The organism is Mariniflexile sp. HNIBRBA6329, assembly GCF_043558645.1.
Classification (GTDB): domain Bacteria; phylum Bacteroidota; class Bacteroidia; order Flavobacteriales; family Flavobacteriaceae; genus Mariniflexile.
This window is the reverse complement of record NZ_JBIFXS010000032.1, coordinates 1-4,599: the sequence shown is the minus strand read 5'-3', so window position 1 is coordinate 4,599 and position 4,599 is coordinate 1. Positions and strand designations below refer to the sequence as shown.

3 protein-coding genes are annotated in these 4,599 nt (G+C 33.8%); all 3 read left to right on the top strand.

All coding sequences use genetic code 11. The features are described from left to right. A partial coding sequence (locus tag ACGK9U_RS16040) for a gliding motility-associated C-terminal domain-containing protein (RefSeq protein ID WP_394467567.1) occupies positions 1-1,581 on the top strand: 1,581 nt, incomplete at its 5' end. Positions 1,582-1,591: 10 nt separating this feature from the next. Further along, positions 1,592-2,518 (top strand): type IX secretion system membrane protein PorP/SprF, encoded by a 927-nt coding sequence (locus ACGK9U_RS16035; RefSeq protein WP_394467565.1) that lies wholly within the window; start codon positions 1,592-1,594, stop codon positions 2,516-2,518. Positions 2,519-2,529: 11 nt separating this feature from the next. Beyond that, positions 2,530-4,452, top strand: a complete 1,923-nt coding sequence (locus ACGK9U_RS16030; RefSeq protein WP_394467563.1) for an OmpA family protein — start codon at positions 2,530-2,532, stop codon at positions 4,450-4,452. The last annotated feature ends 147 nt before the right edge of the window (positions 4,453-4,599 follow it).

The window sequence follows — 4,599 nt, the reverse complement described above, 5'->3', positions numbered from 1 at the left end:
GACACAACGCCTCCTAGCTTAACTGTGCCAGCTGATGTAACTATAGAATGTACTCAAGATACTTCTAGCGCAAGTACTGGTATGGCTACTGCTACTGATACTTGTAGTACTAATGTAACCATTACTGAAAGTGATACTGAAGTTGCTGCTTGTGGGAACACCAAAACTATTACTAGAACTTGGACGGCTACTGACGAGTGTGGTAATACAACATCATTAGTACAAACTATTACTGTGGTAGATACAACACCTCCTGTTTTAACCATTCCTAGTAATATAACTGTTGAATGTACTCAAGATACTTCTAGTGCAAGTACGGGTATGTCTACAGCTACTGATACTTGTGGCAATGTAACCATTACCGAAAGTGATGCTGAAGTGGCTGCTTGTGGTAATACAAAAACTATATCTAGAACTTGGACGGCTACTGACGAGTGTGGTAATACCACTTCATTAGTACAAACCATTTCTGTAGTGGATACCACTAAACCAACATTTACAGTTCCTGCTGATATAACTCTTGAATGTGATCAAGATATAACTAATCTAACATTAACTGGAGATGTTACAAATAAAGCTGATAATTGCTCAACACTATTAAACGCTACTTATACTGATACGGAAGTAGCTGGAACATGTCCTATCAAAAAAATAGTAACTAGAACTTGGTCTCTTGCTGATGCATGTGGGAATACAACTACTGCAGTTCAAACTATTACAGTTCAAGATACAACTGCTCCTGTGGTTTCATCAGCATTTGAAAGCACGTTAAGCGTAAGCTGTACTAATATTCCAGAAGTACCTGCTTTAACATTTACTGATAATTGTTCATCAGAATCAAACATCAACGTAGTATTCAACGAAACAAGTACATTCCAAGAAAATGTTTATAATGATTATGAAATTGTTAGAACATGGACTGTATCAGATGAATGTAACAATAAGAAAACGTATACACAAACAATCATGGTCGCTTTAGACGAAGTTATCACTGAGATTGTTGCTGATGACAGATGTTTTGATGACGGAGTCGTAAACTTAAACGATATAATTTCAGGATCATTAAATACAAATGGAACATGGGAATTAATTGAAGGAAATCCTGTAGCAACATTAAATGGTAGTATTTTCAACCCAACGTTGCTTGAAATTAATACTGATTTCCTACCAGGTGATGGCGGCATTGATTATAAGTTTAGGTACAAGACAACTGATAATGGATGTGTTAGTATTACAGAAGTTTCAATGAATGTAAATGCCGATTGTATTGTATTACCTTGTGGTGAAAACGATGTAATAATATCTAAGGCTGTAACCCCTAATGGTGACGCATACAACGAGTATTTTGAAATTAAAGGTATAGAGTTGTGTAGCTTTGTAACTGAAGTAAAAATCTTTAACAGATGGGGTGCTTTAATTTATGAATCTAACGATTATCAAAACGATTGGAATGGGACCACCAGTAAAAAATCTGTTGGTGCAGCAAGTAGAGTACCGAACGGCACTTATTATTACATTGTAACATTAAAAAATAGTGGATTGGCACCATTTACTGGACCAGTTTATTTAGGAACCAAATAAAACTTGACCTATGAAATTTATTAAACATAACATAATCGCTATTGCATTGTTAAGTTGTACGGTTGGAGTTGCACAGCAAATGCCGCAATTCACACAGTATATGTACAATACAATTTCTATAAACCCTGCATATGCTGGTAGTAGAGAAGCTCTAAGTATTGTTGGATTACACCGAAGCCAATGGGTTGGTTTTAAAGGTGGACCAATAACACAAACACTGTCTATACACACACCCCTAAGAAATGATAGAGTTGGTGTAGGTTTATCTTTTATTGAAGACGATTTAGGTCCTGAAAATTTCACCTATTTATATGGGGATTTCTCATATGCAATTCCAACAGGAAAAACAGGCAAACTGGCTTTTGGTATTAAAGGTGGATTTACGCAATATAGCTTAGATTCTGAATTCTTAAATGATCCAGATATTGTGAATGATGATTTTTTCAAAGGATTTAGTAATCGCTGGTCACCTAACATTGGTCTTGGTGTTTATTGGAGTACCAATAGAGTGTATTTTGGCTTATCAACACCTAGAGTTTTGAACACGGATAAAAACACCGAAGAAGGTTTTGAAGCTTTAGATAGATTAAGCTACTATTTTACAGGTGGCGTAGTTGTAGATTTAAGCAAAAGCTTTAAATTTAAACCAGCATTTTTGGTAAAAGCTACCAATGGAGCACCTATTTCTTACGATTTAACCGCAAACTTCTTATACAACGAAAAGTTTTGGTTAGGTGGTTCTTATAGAATTAATGAACAAACAGCGGCCATTGGTGGTATTGTAGATTTTCAAGTATCAAGACAACTTCGTGTTGGGTATGCTTACGAAAAACCTATTTCAGATATTGCTAGTTACACTACTGGTACTCACGAAATATTACTTATGTATGAATTCAAATTCTTAAGTACTAAATTAAAATCACCTAGATATTTCTAATACCCTAAGATATGAAGATTAAAAATTACATATTAGTATTTGCTGCAATCATGTTGTCTTGTTCTGTATTTGCACAACAAGGGAAACAAAAAAAGGCAGACACACTATTCAACAAATTTTCTTTTGTAAAAGCGGCTGAAGTTTATAAAGAACTTATTGCCAACAATTACAATAAAGATTATGCCACAAGAAAACTGGCCGACTGTTATGCACTTATGAGAGATCCTAAGAACGCATCAAAATATTACGAAAAAGTAGTTGCACAAGATAATGTTTCTATTGAATATTATTATAACTATGCACAATCTCTACGTGGTATTAAAGAATATGAAAAATCAGAAAAATGGTTACAACGCTTTAAAGATTCTGGTGGCGTAGTCACTAAGAACGACTTTACTAAAGATGCAAACTTTATTTCCAATATATTCAACTCTAAAAAACAATACTTTTTAGATAAGAACAAGTTTAAGTTTAATTCTAAGTTTAGTGACTTTGGAGCTTTTGAACATAATGGAATAATATATTTCTCATCTTCAAGAGATGAAGGTGTAGCTATCAAACGCCTTTATGGATGGAATGAACAACCATTTTTGGATGTTTATGTAACTAATATTGACTCTGAAGAAGAAGTAAATCATACATCAAAACTAAAAGGCGATGTTAACTCCGTTTTCCATGATGGCCCTGTAACCATTACAAAAGACGGTAAACACATGTACTTTTCAAGAAACAACTTTAAAGATAATGTTGAAAGAAAAGACGGCAAAGGTTTAACCAACATGAAAATTTACAGAGCTACACTTAAGGATAGCATTTGGACTGATGTTGAAGACTTATTAATTAATAGCGATGATTTCTCGACGCAACATGCTGCTCTAAATAGTGATGATTCTAAATTATACTTTGCATCGGATAGACCAGGTGGTTTTGGTGGGTCGGATATTTATGTTGTTGATATTTCAGCTGATGGAACACTAAGTGAGCCTAAAAACTTAGGCAGCGTAGTAAATACAAAAAATGCTGAAGGATTTCCTTTTATAAACAATGAAGGCACCCTATTCTTTTCATCAGACGGACATATTGGATTAGGCTTGCAAGATATTTTTGCTACAGTAAAAAATGAAGATGATGAAATTGTAGACGTAATTAACTTAGGTGACCCTATTAATTCAAGTAAAGATGATTTTTCTTTTACAATGAGTGCCAATGGAACATCTGGATATTTTGCATCAAACAGAGCCGGTGGTATGGGTGATGATGATATTTACTCATACAACAGAATACCTCCTTTAAAAGTTGAAGGAGTTGTTTCAGATGCCATCAATAGTAACCCTATAGCCAATGCTACTATAAAACTATACGATGGTAAGGGTGCTCAGCTAGCTTATATGGAAACGGATGAAAAAGGTTATTATCAAATCAATATTGATAGAAATGAAGACTATAAAGTGGTTGGTAGTCATGATAAGTATATAGAAGATTATAGAGCATTCACTTCTAAAAATTTAAAAACAGAACTTAAGAGTATTACCGCTAATTTATTATTAAACCCTATAGAAGACGTTGTAAAATTAGCTGAATTAAATACAATCTATTTTGATTTTGATAAGCACAATATTAGAAAGGATGCAGCTTTAGAATTAGATAAAATTGTTGATTTAATGCAAAACAAATACCCTGATATGGTTATTAGAATAGAATCTCATACCGATTCTAGAGGTACGCTTACCTATAATGACAAATTATCTATAGACAGAGCAAATTCAACATACGAATACTTAATATCTAAAGGAATTAAACCTGAAAGAATTACAGCTCATGAAGGATTTGGTGAACGCAGACTTACCAACGGTTGTGAAGATAATTCAAAATGTGAAGAAGAAGCACATCAGTTAAACAGACGTACACAGTTCATTGTCATTAAAATGGAATAACGTATTTGTTTATATTCACGGACCTTTTTAATAAATATGTTTCGTTGTTAAATTAGGTTCAGTAAAAAATCAGTAAAAAACCTCCGTTAAAAACGGAGGCTTTGATTTTCAGATTAGCCCCAAAGGGGCATTAGGCTCATTCATGAT